A 15698-nucleotide genomic window follows, 5' to 3' on the forward strand; every position below is an offset into this window, starting at 1 on the left:
TCCTTATCCCGCTGATTAGTGCTTGTGCTGATCGGTGTACGGCATCAGCGCGAGGAAACGTGCGCGCTTGATGGCCGTGTCCAGCTGGCGCTGATAGATCGCGCGCGTGCCGGTCAGGCGGGCCGGCGTGATCTTGCCGTTCTCGCCGATGAAGTCCTTGAGCGTGTCCAGATCCTTGTAGTCGATCTGCTCAACGCCAGCCACGGTAAAGCGGCAGAACTTCTTGCGCTTGAACAACGGGTTTTGCTGCTGGAAGCGCTTCTTGTTCTTCGCGTCGCGCTGCTTCTTGTTCATGAATGCCATGATTCAATCCTTTACGAATACGTTACATCCGGAGATGTGAAAGACCAGTGCCTTACTGCTGCGGTGCTTGCGAGCCAGGAATCCCACGCAATCCAGGACGGTGCCCGGAGCGATGCGATCCAGAACGGAAGCCATCTTGCCGGCTGCCAGTGCCTCCATCGAAAACTCGATCTGCCGCACTGTCTGCGCTTCGACCGCCTGCCCGCTGTATGCCAGCAGACAATTGACGATCGGCACGCCGGCTGGGGTGTATCGCATCACCTCGCGCTCGACCAGAGTGGCGACGAGCTGCAGGCGGTTGATGGCGTTGTCCCCGAGGGTTTCGTTCATGCTGGTGATGCGCGATCAGGCTTGCGCAGCACCGCGCGGCATCAGGCGGCCTGTTCGGTCTGAGCGGCGGCCTTCTTGGCCTCTTCGCGTGCGACTTCCTTCATCATCGGCGACGGCGCCGTTTCAGCCTTCTTGGTCTGAACGATGAGGTGACGCAGCACGGCGTCGTTGAACTTGAAGGCGTGCTCAAGCTCAGCCAGGGTTTCCTTGCCGCACTCGATGTTCAGGCACACGTAGTGAGCCTTCGCGAGCTTCTGGATCATGTAGGCCAGTTGACGACGGCCCCAGTCCTCGACGCGGTGCACTTGGCCGCCTTGCGAGGTGACCGTGCTCTTGTAGCGCTCGATCATCGCGGGCACTTGCTCGCTCTGGTCCGGATGGACGATGAATACGATTTCGTAATGACGCATTGACGCTCCTTGTGGATTAAGCCGCCCGGGCGTCACACTCCGGTGCAGCAAGGTTGGTTAGCCTGCTATTATACGCAGGCTTTTGCGACTTTTTCAATATCGATCAATGACTTGCTGAAGCGAGGCAACTTCTGCCTGGGCGCGACCAGAGGCTAAAAGCAACGTCAGAAGCACACGCGCCTTATATGGGTTGAGCGTACCGCTCGACGCCCAGCGGTCCGCACTAGGCAGCGCAGGCACCACGCCAGCACCGGTACGCGTGGAGCGCAGTACGAAAACCCCCTGCTGACTCGCCCGGTTCAGCGCCGCTTCAAGATTGGCATGGATGGAACCCGCACCGGTTGCGGCAATCACCAGCCCCTTCACGCCCGCGGCAACCAGCGCATCCACCACGCGAGCATCGGGCTGGGCATAGCTCGCCACAACCTCAACCCAGGGCCACTGGCCCGCAGGCGGCATCGGCAGCACGTCGGCTGCGGCCACACGTTGCCCTACCCGCTGAAACTGCACCTGCGTGTCGAGCACGAAACCCAGCGCGCCGGTGTCCGGCGAAACAAACGCCTCAACCGCGTAAGTGTGACCCTTCTGGACATCGCGGGCGGCATGCACGCGCTGGTTGAGCGCCACCAGCACGCCTCGCCCGCGCGCAGACGGACTGGCCGCCAGCCGCACCGCATTCAGCAGATTCAGCGGGCCATCCGCCGACAGCGACGTCGACGGCCGCATCGCCGCAGTCAGGACGATCGGTGTATCGGTCTGCTGCGTCAGGTGCAGTAGCATCGCGGTCTCTTCCAGCGTGTCAGTGCCGTGCGTGATGACCACGCCATCCACACGCTCGACGTCGATCCAGTGACGGATACGCGCCACCAGCTTTTCCCATACGTCGAAGGTCAGATCCTTGCTATCGATCTGTGCGACCTGTTCAGCGCGCACGTTGGCGAGGCGCTCCAAACCAAGCTTGCTGGCCGCGAGCAGTTGATCGATGGGGACGGCGCCAGCGCGATAGCGTGCGGCGGAGCCAGCGTCGTCAGCAGAGCCGGCGATCGTGCCGCCGGTGGCGAGGATGGCGATGGTAGGCAAGGACATCGTTGCAGACATGCGTGGTGGGCAAGGCGCGCATTGTATCCGCCCGCATCGCCTTTGCCGACGCGGGATTGCCCGGGGCGCCGGCAAAAACAAAACGCCGGCACCCAGGCCGGCGTTTGCAACAGAAGCCGTATCGATTATTTCTCGACGAAGGCGCGCTCGATCACGTAGTCACCCGCTTCGCCCATGCGCGGCGAGATCTTGAAACCGCGGTCGTCGAGCAGCTTGCAGGTGTCTTCCAGCATGGCCGGGCTGCCACAGATCATGGCGCGGTCGACTGCCGGATCCATCGGGGGCAGGCCGATATCGACAGACAGCTTGCCGCTGTCGACGAGGTCCGTCAGGCGGCCCATGTTGCGGAACGGCTCACGCGTAACCGTGGGGTAATAGATCAGCTTTTCGCGCACCTGATCGCCAAAGAACTCGTTGTTCGGCAATTCCCGGGTGATGAAGTCGGCATAAGCCAACTCGCTCACTTGGCGCACGCCGTGCAGCAGCACGACCTTCTCGAAGCGCTCATAGGTGTCCGGGTCCTGGATGATGCTCATGAACGGCGCGAGGCCGGTGCCGGTGCCGAACAGATACAGGTTCTTACCGGGTAGCAGGTCATCCAGTACGAGCGTGCCGACCGGCTTCTTGCTCACCAGCAGCTTGTCGCCCACCTTCAGATGCTGCAGTCGCGACGTCAGGGGGCCGTTCTGCACCTTGATGCTGAAGAACTCGAGGTGCTCTTCGTAGTTCGGGCTCGCGATGCTGTAGGCGCGCATCAGCGGCTTGCCTTCGACCTCCAGCCCGATCATGACGAAGTGGCCGTTATGGAAGCGCAGCGCCTGGTCGCGGGTGGTCTTGAAGCTGAACAGCGAGTCATTCCAGTGATGGACGCTCAGAACGGTCTCTTGATTGAAGGCGGACATGGTGACATTCGGGCCAACCCAATGAAGCTCAATCGGGTTATGTGGCGATGCAAAAATCGGTCAAGGCCTTGATTTTATGCGATTCGCCGCGGCCGCGCCTGCATGGATTGCGCATAAGCTTCTAACCAGTCGCATGGGTTTTGACGCCGGTCATAAGGACTGGGCGCCTGCGCAACAGGTCACAACAAAATCACTTGCGCTTCCTGCGTCACTGTATAAAATCACAGCACCTGTTCAAATATACAGTACGCCGATGGCCACCCTCACCCCCCGCCAGCAGCAGATTTATGACCTCATCCGCCAGACGATCCAGCGCACGGGCTTTCCGCCGACGCGCGCCGAGATTGCCGCGGAGTTTGGCTTCTCGTCGCCCAATGCGGCTGAGGAACACCTCCGCGCGTTGGCACGCAAGGGCGTGATTGAACTGACGCCGGGCGCCTCGCGTGGCATTCGGCTGCGGGCGGCGGGCGACACGGCGCAGCATCAGTTCTCGCTGCCGTCGATGGGATTGATGCAGTTGACACTGCCGCTGGTGGGCCGCGTGGCCGCCGGTAGTCCGATCCTGGCTGCCGAGCATATTGATCGCCAGTACCAAGTGGATCCGTCGCTGTTCTCTGCGCAGCCCGATTTTCTGCTGAAGGTGCGTGGTATGAGCATGCGCGACGCCGGCATTCTCGATGGCGATCTACTGGCCGTGCAGCGCGCCAGTGAAGCCACCAACGGCAAGATCGTCGTGGCTCGACTGGGCGACGACGTCACGGTCAAGCGCTTCCAGCGCAAGGGCCGGCATGTCGAGCTGATTGCCGAGAACCCCGATTTCGAACCGATCCACGTTGATCTGGATCGCGATGAGTTTCACCTGGAGGGCTTGGCCGTCGGTCTGATCCGGCCTGCTGCTCCGTAAGTCTCCGGCGCATCTCAGCGCCAAACCTTCGCTGTTTGATTCCACTTGAAGGTGAGCCAGCGGCTCGCCGGGGCGGAGTCTTGCCACTCGCTTTTCCACCCGAACTCACGAGGTCTGCCATGCGACTCGGATCGATGTCTTCCCGCCGCCGCCCGGTACAGCCGGTTCCCTTCCGCCAAACCCAGGGCGTGCGCATCTATCAAGGGGAGCAGCGCCGTACGATGGTCGGCAGCATGGCCGCCATCTGCCGCATGCTGGATGCGATTCCAGCGGCCTCGCGCACTGCTGGCGCCGAAAGCTGCTGAGGGAAAGAGAAGGCCGATGAGGGCTGTGAAGCGCGCTGCAGCGGCCGATCAGGGCATACCCCAATGCTGCCGCCGCAACTGATTTCATACACTTGCCGTGCCCTGAGGACAGGGCTTTCTTCAACTGATTTTCGGCCCGCCGTTTGAGCGGGCTGTTTTTTTCTGCTCGTAAGTTGCTGCAACGGCACATTTAACGATGTTCCGTCGGTGAAACGGACGTTTACCCCGATGTTGTTTGGCGTACGTGACAGTAGTATTGCTAATGCCCTCAGGGGCAATGAGATCGCTGAATTCGAAGCCCGCACATTGCGGGCTTTTTTTTGCGCCGCGACCGGCAGGCGAGCCGCTAAACGCTCCCCGCTTTCTCGACGACGAGGATTCGCGCCTCGCCCCGCGGGTGCGCCACATGCTCGCAGCCGATACCGGCGAAGAAGATATCGCCGGGTTCCAGCGTCGCGACTTTCTCCTCGCCGGCTTCGCGGTAATGCATGTCGACCGTACCGTCGAGCACCACGAACACCTCCTCACCGTCGTTCACATGCCAGCGGTAAGGCTGGTCCGTCCAATGCAGGCGCGTGGTAATGCCACTCATATTGGCAATATCGAGCGCGCCCCAGGCACGCTCGGCGGTGAACGACTTGGCGCGGATGATGTTCATGGCGATCGTGCGTCGGTTATTGCATTGACTGCAGGTTGCCGATGCGCACCAACATCTCGGTGAACATCTGCATATCGAGGTCGAGGTCCTGCACTTCCTTGTACTCGTTGGCGTTGTGCGCCGTGTACTTCTTGCCCGGCATGGCCGGGCCGAAATTGATGGCGTTCGGCATCAGCTTGGCCGTCGTGCTGCCGGCCGTCGGCACGGGCTTGGCGTCGAGGCCCGTGGTGTCACCATAAATGTTGAGCAGCGTCGACAGCCACGCGCCCTTCGGATCGCGCGCCATCCAGTTGCCTTGATCGTGGTTGATCTCGAGGGCGACATGGTTGGCCTTGGCCCATGCGTTGATCTTGCCGGCGATTTCACCGCGCAGCGCATCAGGCGTTTTGCCGCGCGGCATGCGCACGTTGGCGCTCACCTCCACGCGGCCATTCTTGTCGCCGATCACCGTAGGCGAAATGGTGAGCGGCCCCATGAAGTCGTCCTTGTAGGCGACGCCCATGGTAGTGCCGAGGTAGTCGGTGCCGTAAAGGTCGGTGAGGTAGCGCACGGCATGAGCGTAGGCGTTGTCTGCCAAGCCGAGATCGGCTGCACGCAGGAACAGCGCGAGGCGCGGCAGCGGGTTGACGCCCTCTTCCGGACGCGAGCCGTGTGCGGAGGCGCCAGTCACCTTCACGACGATGCTGTCGCCCGTGCGCGCGATGTCGATCGAGAACTTGCCCTGCCCTGCCAAGCTGTTCACGAACCCATCGCGCTTGGCTTCGAGCGCGGCGGCGGCCAGGCCCAGATCACCGCCCTTGAGCGTGGCGGTGGCCGTTTGTGGGATGGAGCTTGCCGACGCCGCGCCCGTCATCGAAACGATGGCCGTATGCGAAGCATCGCCAGCTTGCGCAGGGAAGAACACCTTCAATGCGCCCGAGCCTTTCTCAGCAACCACGGCCGGGTACTTGCTGTCGAGCACGATGTTGTACGCAGGCAATTGCGTGTGCTCACGGTAGTACTTCATGCCATCGCCACCGGTTTCTTCGGTGGTTTCGATCATCAGGCGGATGGTGCGCGCGAGCGGCACGCCACTGTCCTTGACCGTTTTCATGGCGTACATCGCGGCGGCAATCGAGCCCTTGTCGTCAATCGTGCCACGGCCGTACAGCAGATTGCCGACGCGCGTGACCTTGAACGGATCGAGCTTGGTGCCGTCGCCGAGCACCCACTCCTCGGCCTTGGCGGGTACGACGTCGGCGTGCGTCAGGATGCCGAACTCGTCCGAGCCGGTGCCGGGCAGCGTAACTTCAAAGACGCGGTTGTCGACGTTGCGGTATTTCAAGCCGAAATCGCGCGCCATGCCCTCGATCAGCTTGCCAAACGCGACGATGGCGGGGTTTTCGTACTGCGGAATCTTGTCGTCGCGCACCGTGGGCAGCGCGACCATCTTTTCGATCGAACCAATCACGGCCTGCTGGTTGTGCAGGCGGTTGTACAGACCCAGCAGGCGCCCGATGTTGACGAGGTCATCGCCGGCCACCGGAGCCTTCTTCTGGTACGCGGCGACACTGCCCGCGACTTGCGGATCGGCCTTCGCGGCTGCCGCAAGAAAGCTGTTCAGATCGGCCGATGCCTTGGATTGCTCGGCGGCGAGCAGCGCGTCGAGTTGCGGTTTCTGAATCGTGGCGGCAAAGGCGCCGGTGCCGCAAGCCAGCGACAGTGCGATCGTCAGCGAAGACAGGCCAATACGGGCAGTGCGTTGCATCGAAGTGGTTTCCGAAAAAGGCGAAGGCGCCATCATAGGGGCGAAGCGCAAGCCACGCATTGTGCAGCGCGAAAACGCTAAGGCACGCCCGCTGCGCGGTATGCTTGGAGCTTTCCCAGGAGGCTTGCCGCATGGAACCGTCTCTGGACACCGCCCCCGGTCTGTTGAGCGTGCTGGAAGAACTGCGCCGGCGCGAACCCATCTTCCATCGCCCCGAGTTCGGCACGCGCCGCGAAGACTTCGAGCGCATGACCACGGAAGACTTCTGGGAAACCGGTGCCTCGGGTCAGCGCTACAGCCGCAGCTATGTGCTTGGCGTTCTCGATGCCCGGCACGGCCACATCGGCGAGGATTTCTGGCAAACGCGCGATTTCCGCTGCCAAGAGATTGCGCCGGACAACTACCTGCTGACGTACACGCTGGTGCAGTCGAACCGGACGACGCGGCGGGCGACGTTGTGGCGGCGGACGCTGGATGGCTGGAAGGTCATATACCACCAGGGAACCATCGTGGCGGAGAGTCGTTGAACTCCGTTGCGAAACCCTCTAGGCAAGGCGAAAGAATGTTTGTATAATCGCTGTTTCCTTGAACGGCGACACGCCGGTCAGGCAACAACGGTGGCTGTAGCTCAGTTGGTAGAGTCCCAGATTGTGATTCTGGTTGTCGTGGGTTCGAATCCCATCAGTCACCCCAAGTTTCAAGAAAAAGCCCGCATTCGCGGGCTTTTTTGCATTCAGCGATCGGGGCAACGCCCCTTTCCCCGCATCAAACCGCTACCGCCTCCTCATTCGATTCTTCGCCACGCCGCAGGTGGGCACGCGCCTCGTCGAACAGTGCATGGGCGTCGGCCAGCGTCTTGACGCGGCCCAGCGCCTTGGAGTCCGACAGCACGCGCCGCCAGCCGCGCGCGCCCGCCACACCGCGATACAGCCCCAGCATGTGCCGCACCGCCGCACCTGCGTAGCCGCCACGCTCTACCCAGCGGCCGACGTAGCCGATCATCGCGTCTTCCACCTCGGCGCGCGTGGGGGCCTCGGTGCCTGCGCCGTAGTAGCGCGCATCGAACGCAGCCATCAGATGCGGATGGTGATACGCCTCACGGCCGATCATTACGCCATCAACGTGCGCCAGGTGCGTGTCGATCTGCTCGAGCGTCTGCACCCCACCGTTGAGCAGAATTTCCAGATGCGGGAAATCCCGCTTGAGCTGATAGACGACTTCGTAGCGCAGCGGCGGAATCTCGCGATTTTCCTTCGGGCTCAGGCCTTTCAGGATGGCATTGCGCGCGTGCACGATGAACGTCTCGCAACCCGCCTCGGCGATGGTGCCGACGAAATCGCGCACGAAATCGTAGGTCTCGATTGCATCAATGCCGATGCGGTGCTTGACCGTGACCGGAATCGACACCGCATCGCGCATCGCCGTGACACCCTGCGCGACGAGCTTGGGCTCAGCCATCAGGCAGGCGCCGAACGCACCGCGCTGCACGCGCTCCGACGGGCAGCCGCAGTTGAGGTTGATTTCTTTGTAGCCCCATTGCTGGCCGAGGCGCGCGGCCTGGGCCAGATCGTCCGGTTCACTGCCGCCGAGCTGGAGCGCCACGGGATGCTCGAACTCGTCAAAATCGAGGTGGCGCGGGACGTCGCCGTGCAGCAGCGCGCCCGTGGTCACCATTTCGGTGTAGAGCCACGTGTGGCGCGAGATCTGGCGATGGAAGAACCGGCAATGTCTGTCAGTCCAATCCATCATCGGGGCCACGCTCAGCCGCCTAGGCGTTGATTTCATTGGAATACGGTTTGAATTCAAGCGCTTACACCCTACTGTTTTCTGCGCGATTTCATGAGATTTGTGGCGGTTTCCGCTCATTTTTTCGGCCCAATGCTACGGCGTGGCACCGAGGAAAAATGGGCTCGATCAGCGAGCGAAAACGCAGGGACGGGAGTATAGGGTACACGGCCCAAATCCGCCGGAAGGAAGGCGGCGTGGTCGTACATACAGAGACCAAGACGTTCGACCGTGCGCCGGCTGCGCGGGCCTGGCTCGTGAAGCGCGAAAAGGAGCTCGACCAGTCAGGCGCCCTGAAGACCGCCAAGCAGGAAGATCCGCTGCTCTCGGAGGTCATCGATCGGTACATCTGCGAATCTGTCCAGCCGCTCAGGCGCACCAAACAATTTACAAGGACCGGTTGGTGGCACCTGAGATCGCCACCGAAGTAAATAACGCGGTCAAGCTATGGCTCGCACGCGGGTAGTTGTTGGCGCTTGGCTTGTCGCCGTCACCGCTCATTTTTTGACGTACGCGCTGTCTGCCCAGCCCGAACCAGCAGAGTGGTACGCCTCACTCCCGAGCTACCGAGCGGCGATCTTCGGACTTACACGTTTGCCGCTGTGGCTGGCTGGCCTGTGCGTACTACTGGCATTGGCGAGCTGGATCCGCCGGCAGCGGTGATCGGTCATCCCCCGCCCCCCTCTTTGCCGACTAAGAGTGCACTGCGCGGGATGGGCAATTGATCTATTATCCAACTCCCCCTTCCCCGTCACGTGAGCGAAGTTAGCTCGCGTCGATCCACTACTGGCGCTGTACTGCACTTCGAGTGAAGTCAACGTCGCACAAGCCTGCTTGGCAGGAGCGTGCAGTGTTCAACGACCACGCCCCGACCAGGCGTGAAGCCGTTGCCCAAAATCCTTTACTCGTTTTGCCAAGATGATTCAGATCCATAACGCAAGCCAACCATCGGCACCCAACAAGCGCTGCTCCGGATGCAACTCCGATGATGGCACCGCTATCGAGATGGCCTTCGCATTTCAGCCGATCGTTGATCTGCGCACGGGCGACGCCTACGCACACGAAGCGCTCGTACGCGGACCCAACGGAGAGCCTGCGGCATCGGTGCTGACGCAAGTGGACGAGGCAAACCGTTACCGGTTTGACCAACGGTGCCGCACCACCGCAATTGAGCAGGCGGCCGGGATAGGGATGGACACCTTTCTATCCATCAATTTCATGCCGAATGCGGTGTATCAGCCTGCCGCATGTATCCGCACAACGTTTGAAGCGGCCGAAAAATTCGGCTTTCCCATCAATCGGATCATCTTCGAAACCATCGAGGGCGAAGACATCATCAACCGCCCCCACCTCCTGGAGATCTTTCGGGCATATCAATCGTTCGGCTTCCAAACCGCGATTGATGATTTCGGTGCCGGCCACTCCGGGCTCACCCTACTCGCCGATTTCCAGCCGGACCTGATCAAGTTGGATATGGCACTTATCCGAGGAATCGATTCAGATCTGGTGCGTCAACGCATTGTTTGCGGTGTGCTCAGCATCTGCAACGACCTCGGGATCCGGGTCATTGCCGAAGGTGTTGAAACGGCACCGGAACGCGACTTCCTCGCTGCCGCGGGTATCACGCTCATGCAAGGCTATCTGTTCGCAAAGCCTACGTTCAGAGCAATGCCACCGGTATCAAACACTCGCTGATGGTCACACGGACTTTAGCCAGACCGACTGCGGGCACACCGGCTATCCAGCTTCGGGCCGATCCGTCCGGGCTGGCGGACGGCTGATTCCCATCAACCCCGTTCGATTGGACAACCGAGCCCGGTAACTTATGAGCCCACCACTGCTAAAACTATTCGAGGCGGCCATTACGCAGGCATGGAATGCCATCGTGATCACCGATGCCGACATCGCTGTCGGTTGCCGAGTGCAATTTGCCAATCCAGCGTTCACAGCCATGACGGGCTATTCTCTGGACGAGCTACGCGGCCACTCCCTTAGGATTCTTCAAGGTCCGGACACCGATCCGGCATTGATTGATGAACTTCGCATCTGCCTGAAAGAGGCGCGACTCTTCGAGGGCACCGCAACGAACTATCGAAAGGACGGCTCAAGCTACACCGTCCGCTGGAGCATTTCACCAGTTCGCGACGACAGCGGGTTGGTCACCAATTTTGTCTCGGTGCAACAGGATATTTCCGACTACGAACAGGCAGAGCAGACAAACAGACTGCTCGCACGCGCGCTTGATGCAACAAGTGACCCGGTCATGCTTACGGATGCAAAAGCTCGGATCATCTTCGCGAATGCTGCCTTCGCCAAGTCCACGGGCTACACGGTCGACGAAATCCAAGGCAGCACGCCCGCCATGTTCAAGTCAGGCAAACATGACGAGGCTTTTTATGCGGCTATGCGCCGCTCGCTTGCCAGCGGACAAAATTTTCGCGCCACCTTCATCAATCGGCGCCGTGACGGCTCGCTCTACCATGCAGAACAAAGCATCTCGCCGATATTCGGAGAGAAAGGGCGTATAAGCCACTACGTTAGTGTGAGCAAAGACATTACCAAACGCGTAGAGCGGGAACAGGCACTGTTACGTGCAGCCACCAAAGACAAGCTCACCGGTCTGCACAATCGTCACCATGGCGAGCAACTCCTTGCGGAGCGGTACAGGACCGCCAGGACGCTGCAGCGCCCCCTTACCCTCGTCATGTGCGACATCGACCACTTCAAGAGAATCAATGACGAGTTCGGTCATCCCACCGGAGACCGCGTACTGGCCGAGGTGGCCGACATGCTCCGGCAAGCGGTCCGCAGCCGCGACGCTGTCATTCGCTGGGGTGGCGAAGAATTCATGATCGTGCTCGACGAATGCTCACAGACGGATACCGTCGACCTTGCCAAGCGCATTCTCGATCGCGTCAACGCCCATGAAGATGGGGAAGTCCCCGCGCTGACCCTCTCGCTCGGGCTCGCGACGCTGGCCCCAGACGAGGCGATCGATGAGCTCATCGCACGTGCTGACTCGGCTCTTTACGATGCGAAACGCGCCGGGCGCAACCGGCTGTCAATCGCGGCTTGATTGGCCAAATCGCAGGCCGAAGAGCACCGCGACAACGAAACCGTCATGCGGCTCCTCCGGGAGATCCCTTGAGATCAAGAAAGAGTCGGAGAAGCAGCGTCAGCGATAGTCGTGGGCAAGCCGAACGCATCAAAAAGGCGCGTCACATTCCCGCCCACAAAGAGGGTCATCCGTGAGATTCCGTCTGCATCAACCGAAACGACATGCAGTGAGTGCGCTGCCAGCGGCGCCATTGGTGAGGAGCGCGAACGGAAATACGCAGCAAATCCAGGTTCGCCATTTGCGCGGATTTCTTTCATCCGTATGTCCGAATATGCCGGCCACGCCCATGCGAAGAAGGCTCGTATCGATTCTCGTCCGGCATACCACTGCGCGAGCGGTGGCATCGTATAGATCGCGTCGTGCTTGAGCAGTGTGGCCAACCGATCGGCATCGCGCTCTTCCCACGCTTGTACGTAGCCGCGAAGAAGACTCCTTTCGCTTGGCGTTGTCTCGCTTACGTTGGTGATCTCTCCGGAACTGTAACCAGTGGCCAACTTCGAGCGGGCGCGTTGCAAGGCGCTATTGATTGAGGCGACAGACCCTCCCAGCAAACCTGCCGTCTCCGCTACCGACCACCCCAGTACATCACACAGCAAAAGCGCAGCCCGTTGTCGTGGGGCGAGTTGCTGGATAGCCGCCATGAACGCCAGGCCCGTAGCTTCCCTCATGCTGATGCGCGCCTCAGGAGTTGGGCCTGGGTCGGTGACGGCGTCCAGTTCCGATTGGGGGTAAGGCTCCAGCCAAGCAACATCAGGCGCAGGTTGTCCGTCCGGCATGGCGGTGGTGGGGCCGTCGAGCTGATCTGGGAGGCGGCGCGCTAGATTTTTCCGTTTGCTGAGCGCATCAAGACAGACGTTTGTCGCGATCCGATAGAGCCACGCTCGAAACGAACCGCGGCCATCGAACGTGCCGTAGCTTCGCCATGCACGAACGAACGCATCCTGAACGGCGTCATCAGCCTCATGCAGTGACCCCAACATGCGGTAACAGTGCACCTTGATTTCCCGTCGCGCCGCGCCGAGAAGTTCATTGATATCCCTGCCACCTGATTCATCGCTGCCGGGGTCAACTCCCAGCCTGCTGTCCTGAGGCTTCATGCTTTGTTCCCGCTTTACTGGCCTGCGCCAAAGTCCATGGCATGCCGTTCGGCAAATTGGCTAAAAGACGTCGGCAACACGTTGAAGCGCTTGTGCGTCGATAGTTCAATGGTCGACTCAGACCCGCCCTGGAGCCGCTCGTGGACTTGCTTGTCCAGCGCGTCGGCCACCTCCGTAGGAATACCAGCCGCAACCAGGGCGCGCCAACGCTCGAGCGGACTGATGGGCACATACCGTACCTTGCGACCCGTTGCTGTCGACAAATGCTGGGCGACGTCAGCCATGCTCAAAAGGTCGGGGCCCGTCATGGGCAGCACCTCCCCATGGTAGCCGCCATCACGAAGCAACTGGAATCCAACTTTTCCAACGTCCATCAAATCAACCGGACTCAGCTTGATGTTGTCGAGCGCCAGATACAGCGAGCCATCGTTAACGATGCTCGGTGCTTCAAAAATGTACTCCTGCATGAAACCCGTGGGTCTCAGGCTCGTCCACGCCATGCCACTACCTCGCAGGTGCTCTTCGATCCGCTTGTGCATGTTGCTGAACACGAACGTCGTTTCTCGTCCTGCGTTCAGTCCGGATAGCTTGATCAGGTGATGAACGCCAGCCGCTCTACAGGCGTCGATGAAAGTCACTTGCGTACGGAACATGAATCGCCCCGGCTTTCGAGGAGGCCGGTTGGTTTAAGTTGAGGCTGCTTCAGCGGCCTCGCTGGCGAGTTGCCGCCAGTAGTTTGCCTCAGCTTCTGCCGGCGGGATGTACCCGATGGGCTCAAGCAGTCGGATGTGGTTGAACCGGTGCACCCATTGCAGGGTGGCCAGTTCGACGGATTCCCTGGACTTCCAGGGTGCTCGGCGATGAATCAATTCGGCCTTGTACAGCCCGTTGATGGTTTCGGCCAGTGCGTTGTCATAGCTGTCGCCACGGCTGCCGACCGAGGGCTCGATGCCAGCCTCGGCCAATCGCTCGGTATAGCGAATGGACAGGTATTGCGAGCCCCGGTCCGAGTGGTGGACCAAGGCATCAGAGCTGGCGGGTTGGCGGTCATACAGCGCCTGCTCCAGGGCATCGAGCACGAAGTCGGTACGCATGGTGCTGCTCACCCGCCAGCCCACAATGCGCCGCGCGAACACGTCGATGACGAACGCCACGTACAGCCAGCCCTGCCAAGTGCTGACATAAGTGAAGTCGGACACCCACAGTTGATTGGGCCGCTCGGCTTTGAACACTCGCTGGACCCGGTCCAATGGGCATGGCGCCGAAGCATCCGGCGTCGTGGTCCGCACCACCTTGCCACGACGCACGCCCCGCAACCCCTGACGCTTCGTCAAGCGTTCGACTGTGCAACGCGCGACACGGATGCCCTCGCGATTCATCGGCTTCCAGACCTTGTCGGCGCCATACACCTGCCAGTTGGCATGCCAGACGCGCTCGATGTCGGGGATAAGCGCGTCGTCGCGTTGGGCACGTTTGCAGCGCAGCGCCGGTTTGCGTTGCTGGGCCGCGTGGCGCCGGTAGCAAGACGGGGCAATCTGCAAGACCTTGCAGATGGGCTCGACCCCGTACGCATCGCGGTAGCGGTCGATGTACGCCTTCACGACTTGAGTCGGCGGTCGAGCTCCGCCTGCGCAAAAAACGCGCTGGCCGTCTTGAGAATCTCGTTGGCGCGGCTCAGTTCCTTGACCTCGCGCTGCAACCGCTTGAGCTCCTCGCGCTCGCTGCTGGTCAGGCCGTCACGTTGCCCGCCATCGACCTCCTCGCGCTTGACCCAGTCCAGCAGCGTCTGCGGCACGCAGCCAATCTTGGGCGCGATGGATTCAACCGCCGCCCACAACGACGGATACTCGCATCGGTGCTCTTGCACCATGCGCACGGCGCGCTCGCGCACCTCGGGTGAGAACTTGTTCGTCTTGTTCATTGCTCCATTCTCTCAAGAGTTGGAGCCTCCTCAAATCCCGGGGCGATTCAGCAACAGCATATTTGTATCTCCGGGTAGTCAGTCGAGGGGCCAGCGGGGACCGATATTGCGATCCCCTGCTGAACAAGACTGATCTGCCCCGCCCTTCTCATCGGTCGCCCTGACGATGAGCGAAATTTTGCTGGCGCACCGATGAATATCGATCGCATGCCCAGTCATATCAGTAAGCCCCAGAGTAGATGACAGGGGCGATTGCCCCATCCACTCATGGATCAATCATGAAGCTCTACTACGCGCCCCAAAGCTGCGCTCTCGCACCGCACATCGTCGCTGCCGAAGCTGGTATCCCGATCACGGCTGTCTCTGTCGACATTCCCACGCTTAAAACCGATACCGGTATCGACTATCTGACTATCAATCCAAAGGGCTTCGTTCCGGCTCTTGAACTGTCTGATGGCCAGGTTCTAACGGAGAACGCTGCGATCCTGCAATTTCTAGCCGACCAGGCGCCCGCAGTCGGATTGGCGCCTCCCAACGGCACGTTCGAACGCTCCCGCCTGCACGAGATGCTGCATTACCTGGGCACCGACATTCACCGCGGCTACAGCCCACTATTTCGCCGCGAGACGCCGGCTCAGACCCGCGAAGAGCGACAGTCCAGCCTCCGGCGCCACTATGCAGTACTCGACACTGAGCTTTCACGCACGCAGTTTCTTCTCGGCCACCAATTCAGCGTCGCAGACGCGTATCTCTTTACCTTGACGCGTTGGGCGAAGCTCATTCAGTTGGATATTTCCCAGTTCGGCCACCTGCAAAGCTTCCAAGGGCGTGTCGCCGCGCGTCCTGCAGTCGCTGCAGCAATGCGCGCTCAAGGTCTGATCGACGCGTGACGCCTTAATACTTCTGGTCAAAGAGGACTCCATGAACTCACCAAATACGCCTGTGCCTGCAACTGCGACGAGCAGCGGTTTGCACGGAAAGGTCGCGATGATTGTTGGAGCAAGCCGCGGCTTGGGCAAAGGCATTGACCTGCCCCCGGTTTTAGTACGAAGCACAGTTAGAGTCCGAGGTTAAAAACTCTTGCTCATGCCCCTGCGCAAACTGCATCGGGGTCAGGTAG

General features: G+C 60.7%; 18 protein-coding genes, 1 tRNA gene and 1 other annotated feature. Of the genes, 8 read left to right on the plus strand and 11 right to left on the minus strand.

The genetic code is table 11. From position 1 onward, the window contains the following. Positions 1 to 15: 15 nt before the first annotated feature. From rpsR to ACUXH0_RS14440, 5 genes are all read right to left on the minus strand, one after another. Positions 16 to 294, minus strand: coding sequence for a 30S ribosomal protein S18 (gene rpsR / locus ACUXH0_RS14420; protein ID WP_037022304.1), 279 nt, complete (start codon positions 292 to 294; stop codon positions 16 to 18). Between the two features lie 12 nt (positions 295 to 306). After that, positions 307 to 633 (minus strand): primosomal replication protein N, encoded by a 327-nt coding sequence (gene priB, locus ACUXH0_RS14425; protein WP_004626487.1) that lies wholly within the window; start codon positions 631 to 633, stop codon positions 307 to 309. A gap of 41 nt (positions 634 to 674) precedes the next feature. Then, on the minus strand, positions 675 to 1043 hold the full coding sequence (gene rpsF / locus ACUXH0_RS14430) for a 30S ribosomal protein S6 (RefSeq protein ID WP_003265889.1): 369 nt from the start codon (positions 1041 to 1043) through the stop codon (positions 675 to 677). A 93-nt stretch (positions 1044 to 1136) separates the two neighbouring features. Beyond that, on the minus strand, positions 1137 to 2129 hold the full coding sequence (locus ACUXH0_RS14435; protein WP_004626483.1) for an asparaginase: 993 nt from the start codon (positions 2127 to 2129) through the stop codon (positions 1137 to 1139). A 137-nt stretch (positions 2130 to 2266) separates the two neighbouring features. Beyond that, positions 2267 to 3043 carry a ferredoxin--NADP reductase gene (locus tag ACUXH0_RS14440; RefSeq protein ID WP_012435396.1) on the minus strand — a complete coding sequence of 259 codons (777 nt, stop codon included), beginning with the start codon at positions 3041 to 3043 and terminating at the stop codon, positions 2267 to 2269. 253 nt (positions 3044 to 3296) lie between these two features. On the opposite strand from ACUXH0_RS14440, the gene lexA reads away from it, so the two are divergent. Beyond that, positions 3297 to 3947: a transcriptional repressor LexA gene (gene lexA / locus ACUXH0_RS14445; protein WP_012435395.1), complete on the plus strand. Its 651-nt coding sequence runs from the start codon at positions 3297 to 3299 to the stop codon at positions 3945 to 3947. Positions 3948 to 4066: 119 nt separating this feature from the next. Further along, positions 4067 to 4252, plus strand: a complete 186-nt coding sequence (locus ACUXH0_RS14450) for a hypothetical protein (RefSeq protein ID WP_004626476.1) — start codon at positions 4067 to 4069, stop codon at positions 4250 to 4252. Positions 4253 to 4598: 346 nt separating this feature from the next. On the opposite strand, the gene ACUXH0_RS14455 is transcribed toward ACUXH0_RS14450, so the two are convergent. Both ACUXH0_RS14455 and ACUXH0_RS14460 read right to left on the minus strand, forming a co-directional pair. Continuing rightward, entirely contained in the window at positions 4599 to 4910 is a 312-nt protein-coding gene (locus tag ACUXH0_RS14455; protein ID WP_004626475.1) for a cupin domain-containing protein, read from the minus strand. Between the two features lie 16 nt (positions 4911 to 4926). Beyond that, the gene (locus ACUXH0_RS14460; RefSeq protein ID WP_012435394.1) at positions 4927 to 6657 is read right to left on the minus strand and encodes a dipeptidase; all 1731 of its coding nucleotides are present in this window, start codon (positions 6655 to 6657) and stop codon (positions 4927 to 4929) included. A 131-nt stretch (positions 6658 to 6788) separates the two neighbouring features. Here ACUXH0_RS14460 and ACUXH0_RS14465 point away from each other — a divergent pair, with 131 nt between their 5' ends. Together ACUXH0_RS14465 and ACUXH0_RS14470 are read left to right on the plus strand one after the other, a co-directional pair. Continuing rightward, positions 6789 to 7184: a nuclear transport factor 2 family protein gene (locus ACUXH0_RS14465; RefSeq protein WP_012435393.1), complete on the plus strand. Its 396-nt coding sequence runs from the start codon at positions 6789 to 6791 to the stop codon at positions 7182 to 7184. Positions 7185 to 7274: 90 nt separating this feature from the next. After that, a tRNA-His gene (locus ACUXH0_RS14470) sits at positions 7275 to 7350 on the plus strand. A 72-nt stretch (positions 7351 to 7422) separates the two neighbouring features. On the opposite strand, the gene dusA is transcribed toward ACUXH0_RS14470, so the two are convergent. Further along, positions 7423 to 8442: a tRNA dihydrouridine(20/20a) synthase DusA gene (dusA, locus tag ACUXH0_RS14475; RefSeq protein WP_080515818.1), complete on the minus strand. Its 1020-nt coding sequence runs from the start codon at positions 8440 to 8442 to the stop codon at positions 7423 to 7425. A gap of 119 nt (positions 8443 to 8561) precedes the next feature. Here dusA and ACUXH0_RS14480 point away from each other — a divergent pair, with 119 nt between their 5' ends. The 3 genes from ACUXH0_RS14480 to ACUXH0_RS14490 all read left to right on the plus strand — a co-directional run bounded on the left by ACUXH0_RS14480 (position 8562) and on the right by ACUXH0_RS14490 (position 11518). Beyond that, positions 8562 to 8873, plus strand: a complete 312-nt coding sequence (locus ACUXH0_RS14480) for a hypothetical protein (protein ID WP_012435391.1) — start codon at positions 8562 to 8564, stop codon at positions 8871 to 8873. 487 nt (positions 8874 to 9360) lie between these two features. Continuing rightward, complete coding sequence (locus ACUXH0_RS14485; protein ID WP_012435390.1) at positions 9361 to 10137, plus strand: EAL domain-containing protein; 777 nt, start codon at positions 9361 to 9363, stop codon at positions 10135 to 10137. 130 nt (positions 10138 to 10267) lie between these two features. Next, complete coding sequence (locus ACUXH0_RS14490; RefSeq protein ID WP_012435389.1) at positions 10268 to 11518, plus strand: sensor domain-containing diguanylate cyclase; 1251 nt, start codon at positions 10268 to 10270, stop codon at positions 11516 to 11518. A 74-nt stretch (positions 11519 to 11592) separates the two neighbouring features. Here ACUXH0_RS14490 and ACUXH0_RS14495 read toward each other — a convergent pair whose 3' ends face one another. The 3 genes from ACUXH0_RS14495 to ACUXH0_RS14505 all read right to left on the minus strand — a co-directional run bounded on the left by ACUXH0_RS14495 (position 11593) and on the right by ACUXH0_RS14505 (position 14578). Next, positions 11593 to 12657, minus strand: a complete 1065-nt coding sequence (locus tag ACUXH0_RS14495; protein ID WP_065851771.1) for an RNA polymerase subunit sigma-70 — start codon at positions 12655 to 12657, stop codon at positions 11593 to 11595. A 14-nt stretch (positions 12658 to 12671) separates the two neighbouring features. Beyond that, entirely contained in the window at positions 12672 to 13310 is a 639-nt protein-coding gene (locus ACUXH0_RS14500; RefSeq protein WP_220485447.1) for an NmrA family NAD(P)-binding protein, read from the minus strand. A 33-nt stretch (positions 13311 to 13343) separates the two neighbouring features. Then, positions 13344 to 14578, minus strand: a protein-coding gene (locus tag ACUXH0_RS14505) for an IS3 family transposase (protein ID WP_182594120.1) whose coding sequence is annotated in 2 segments (ribosomal slippage) — positions 13344 to 14296 and positions 14296 to 14578 — 1236 coding nt in all. Because the reading frame shifts where the segments join, the coding sequence is not laid out codon by codon here. Beyond that, positions 14184 to 14300 (minus strand) — a sequence feature (AL1L pseudoknot). It overlaps the preceding gene by 117 nt. 278 nt (positions 14579 to 14856) lie before the next feature. Here ACUXH0_RS14505 and gstA point away from each other — a divergent pair. Further along, the gene (gene gstA, locus ACUXH0_RS14510; protein WP_012435366.1) at positions 14857 to 15468 is read left to right on the plus strand and encodes a glutathione transferase GstA; all 612 of its coding nucleotides are present in this window, start codon (positions 14857 to 14859) and stop codon (positions 15466 to 15468) included. Positions 15469 to 15698: the final 230 nt, after the last annotated feature.

The sequence above is a fragment of the Ralstonia sp. 110700041-2 genome (genome assembly GCF_056280165.1).

Excerpts from the sequence above, each read along its gene's own strand:
- dusA (WP_080515818.1), bottom strand. The coding sequence starts at position 8,442 with ATGAAATCAACGCCTAGGCGGCTGAGCGTGGCCCCGATGATGGATTGG.
- ACUXH0_RS14465 (WP_012435393.1), top strand. The coding sequence starts at position 6,789 with ATGGAACCGTCTCTGGACACCGCCCCCGGTCTGTTGAGCGTGCTGGAA.
- ACUXH0_RS14490 (WP_012435389.1), top strand. The coding sequence starts at position 10,268 with ATGAGCCCACCACTGCTAAAACTATTCGAGGCGGCCATTACGCAGGCA.
- rpsF (WP_003265889.1), bottom strand. The coding sequence starts at position 1,043 with ATGCGTCATTACGAAATCGTATTCATCGTCCATCCGGACCAGAGCGAG.
- gstA (WP_012435366.1), top strand. The coding sequence starts at position 14,857 with ATGAAGCTCTACTACGCGCCCCAAAGCTGCGCTCTCGCACCGCACATC.
- ACUXH0_RS14500 (WP_220485447.1), bottom strand. The coding sequence starts at position 13,310 with ATGTTCCGTACGCAAGTGACTTTCATCGACGCCTGTAGAGCGGCTGGC.
- priB (WP_004626487.1), bottom strand. The coding sequence starts at position 633 with ATGAACGAAACCCTCGGGGACAACGCCATCAACCGCCTGCAGCTCGTC.
- ACUXH0_RS14455 (WP_004626475.1), bottom strand. The coding sequence starts at position 4,910 with ATGAACATCATCCGCGCCAAGTCGTTCACCGCCGAGCGTGCCTGGGGC.
- ACUXH0_RS14450 (WP_004626476.1), top strand. The coding sequence starts at position 4,067 with ATGCGACTCGGATCGATGTCTTCCCGCCGCCGCCCGGTACAGCCGGTT.
- ACUXH0_RS14440 (WP_012435396.1), bottom strand. The coding sequence starts at position 3,043 with ATGTCCGCCTTCAATCAAGAGACCGTTCTGAGCGTCCATCACTGGAAT.
- lexA (WP_012435395.1), top strand. The coding sequence starts at position 3,297 with ATGGCCACCCTCACCCCCCGCCAGCAGCAGATTTATGACCTCATCCGC.
- rpsR (WP_037022304.1), bottom strand. The coding sequence starts at position 294 with ATGAACAAGAAGCAGCGCGACGCGAAGAACAAGAAGCGCTTCCAGCAG.
- ACUXH0_RS14485 (WP_012435390.1), top strand. The coding sequence starts at position 9,361 with ATGATTCAGATCCATAACGCAAGCCAACCATCGGCACCCAACAAGCGC.
- ACUXH0_RS14495 (WP_065851771.1), bottom strand. The coding sequence starts at position 12,657 with ATGAAGCCTCAGGACAGCAGGCTGGGAGTTGACCCCGGCAGCGATGAA.
- ACUXH0_RS14435 (WP_004626483.1), bottom strand. The coding sequence starts at position 2,129 with ATGTCCTTGCCTACCATCGCCATCCTCGCCACCGGCGGCACGATCGCC.
- ACUXH0_RS14460 (WP_012435394.1), bottom strand. The coding sequence starts at position 6,657 with ATGCAACGCACTGCCCGTATTGGCCTGTCTTCGCTGACGATCGCACTG.
- ACUXH0_RS14480 (WP_012435391.1), top strand. The coding sequence starts at position 8,562 with ATGGGCTCGATCAGCGAGCGAAAACGCAGGGACGGGAGTATAGGGTAC.